This window comes from Paraburkholderia sp. J8-2 (genome assembly GCF_905220195.1).
Classification (GTDB): domain Bacteria; phylum Pseudomonadota; class Gammaproteobacteria; order Burkholderiales; family Burkholderiaceae; genus Paraburkholderia.
Window position 1 is genome coordinate 1 of the sequence record NZ_CAJMZA010000071.1, and the last position, 3,179, is coordinate 3,179.

At 53.6% G+C, this 3,179-nt stretch carries 2 rRNA genes; both read right to left on the reverse strand.

What is annotated here, in order from left to right:
- Nucleotides 1-4: 4 nt before the first annotated feature.
- A 5S ribosomal RNA gene (rrf, locus tag U5A52_RS42690) occupies nt 5-118 on the reverse strand.
- Nucleotides 119-280: 162 nt separating this feature from the next.
- Nucleotides 281-3,161 (reverse strand): 23S ribosomal RNA (locus U5A52_RS42695).
- Nucleotides 3,162-3,179: the final 18 nt, after the last annotated feature.

Genomic DNA, 3,179 nt, shown 5'->3' on the forward strand with positions numbered 1-3,179 from the left:
AGGAGCCTGACGATTACCTACTTTCACACGGGCAATCCGCACTATCATCGGCGTGGAGTTGTTTCACGGTCCTGTTCGGGATGGGAAGGGGTGGGACCAACTCGCTATGGTCATCAGGCATGACGGGTTGCTGCGTCGCGGTTTTGCGCGCCACAGCCAATCGGGAAGAAGCGTAAAGAGGTGTTGCTGAATTGGGGTTGTGTTGTTTCTGGCACAACACCGATCTCTCAACCTGCGCGCTCCACTCTCCATGCTTTCTGGAGGGAGGCACACCTGTTATAGGATCAAGCCTTACGGGCAATTAGTATCAGTTAGCTTAACGCATTACTGCGCTTCCACACCTGACCTATCAACGTCCTGGTCTCGAACGACCCTTCAAGGGGATCTAGTCCCCGGGGAAGTCTCATCTTGAGGCGAGTTTCCCGCTTAGATGCTTTCAGCGGTTATCTCTTCCGAACATAGCTACCCGGCGATGCGACTGGCGTCACAACCGGTACACCAGAGGTTCGTCCACTCCGGTCCTCTCGTACTAGGAGCAGGCCCCCTCAAACTTCCAGCGCCCACGGCAGATAGGGACCAAACTGTCTCACGACGTTTTAAACCCAGCTCACGTACCTCTTTAAATGGCGAACAGCCATACCCTTGGGACCGGCTACAGCCCCAGGATGAGATGAGCCGACATCGAGGTGCCAAACACCGCCGTCGATATGAACTCTTGGGCGGTATCAGCCTGTTATCCCCAGAGTACCTTTTATCCGTTGAGCGATGGCCCTTCCATACAGAACCACCGGATCACTATGACCTGCTTTCGCACCTGTTCGACTTGTGGGTCTCACAGTCAAGCACGCTTATGCCATTGCACTATCAGCACGATTTCCGACCGTACCTAGCGTACCTTCGTACTCCTCCGTTACCCTTTGGGAGGAGACCGCCCCAGTCAAACTGCCTACCATGCACTGTCCCCGATCCGGATCACGGACCAAGGTTAGAACCTCAAACAGATCAGGGTGGTATTTCAAGGACGGCTCCACGGAAACTAGCGTTCCCGCTTCACAGCCTCCCACCTATCCTACACAAACCGGTTCAAAGTCCAATGCAAAGCTACAGTAAAGGTTCATGGGGTCTTTCCGTCTAGCCGCGGGGAGATTGCATCATCACAAACACTTCAACTTCGCTGAGTCTCGGGAGGAGACAGTGTGGCCATCGTTACGCCATTCGTGCAGGTCGGAACTTACCCGACAAGGAATTTCGCTACCTTAGGACCGTTATAGTTACGGCCGCCGTTTACCGGGACTTCAATCAAGAGCTTGCACCCCATCATTTAATCTTCCGGCACCGGGCAGGCGTCACACCCTATACGTCCACTTTCGTGTTTGCAGAGTGCTGTGTTTTTATTAAACAGTCGCAGCCACCAGTTTATTGCAACCCCTTCACCCTTCTGGCGCAAGCCAGTCAAGCTACCAGGGCGTACCTTATCCCGAAGTTACGGTACCAATTTGCCGAGTTCCTTCTCCCGAGTTCTCTCAAGCGCCTTAGAATACTCATCTCGCCCACCTGTGTCGGTTTGCGGTACGGTCACTGTTGAACTGAAGCTTAGAGGCTTTTCTTGGAACCACTTCCAGTTGCTTCTGCTCCGAAGAGCATGGCCTCGCACCCTTGAATTCCGCGCCCGGATTTGCCAAAGCGCCTTCTCCAATGCAAGGACCGGGACTTCCAACACCCGGACAACCTTCCGCGATCCGTCCCCCCATCGCATTCAACAATGGTGCAGGAATATTGACCTGCTTCCCATCAGCTACGCATTTCTGCCTCGCCTTAGGGGCCGACTCACCCTACGCCGATGAACGTTGCGTAGGAAACCTTGGGCTTACGGCGAGGGGGCCTTTCACCCCCTTTATCGCTACTCATGTCAGCATTCGCACTTCCGATACCTCCAGCACGCTTTTCAACGCACCTTCGCAGGCTTACGGAACGCTCTCCTACCATGCGAGACTAGCTCGCATCCGCAGCTTCGGTATATGACTTAGCCCCGTTACATCTTCCGCGCAGGACGACTCGATCAGTGAGCTATTACGCTTTCTTTAAAGGGTGGCTGCTTCTAAGCCAACCTCCTGACTGTTTTAGCCTTCCCACTTCGTTTCCCACTTAGTCATATTTGGGGACCTTAGCTGGCGGTCTGGGTTGTTTCCCTCTTGACACCGGACGTTAGCACCCGATGTCTGTCTCCCGTGATTGCACTCTTCGGTATTCGGAGTTTGCTATGGCGACGTAATCCGCAATGGACCCATCAACCATGACAGTGCTCTACCCCCGAAGGTGATACACGAGGCACTACCTAAATAGTTTTCGGAGAGAACCAGCTATTTCCAGGTTTGTTTAGCCTTTCACCCCTATCCACAGCTCATCCCCTAACTTTTCAACGTTAGTGGGTTCGGTCCTCCAGCACGTGTTACCGTGCCTTCAACCTGGCCATGGATAGATCACCTGGTTTCGGGTCTACACCCAGCGACTGAACGCCCTGTTCGGACTCGCTTTCGCTACGCCTGCCCTATTCGGTTAAGCTTGCCACTGAATGTAAGTCGCTGACCCATTATACAAAAGGTACGCCGTCACCCCTTGCGAGGCTCCGACTGTTTGTATGCATGCGGTTTCAGGATCTATTTCACTCCCCTCCCGGGGTTCTTTTCGCCTTTCCCTCACGGTACTGGTTCACTATCGGTCGATCACGAGTATTTAGCCTTGGAGGATGGTCCCCCCATCTTCAGACAGGATTTCACGTGTCCCGCCCTACTTGTCGTACACCTAGTTCTTCCATTCCGCCTTCGCCTACGGGGCTATCACCCACTATGGCCGCACTTTCCAGAGCGTTCGGCTGACGGTACAGATAAAGAGTACAGGCTGGTCCCATTTCGCTCGCCACTACTTTGGGAATCTCGGTTGATTTCTTTTCCTGCGGTTACTTAGATGTTTCAGTTCGCCGCGTTCGCTTCACATGACCTATGTATTCAGTCATGGATACTCCATTCGGAGTGGGTTTCCCCATTCGGACATCTACGGATCAAAGCTTGTTTGCCAGCTCCCCGTAGCTTTTCGCAGGCTACCGCGTCCTTCATCGCCTGTGATCGCCAAGGCATCCACCACATGCACTTGTTCGCTTGACCCTATAACGGGTGTGTCTC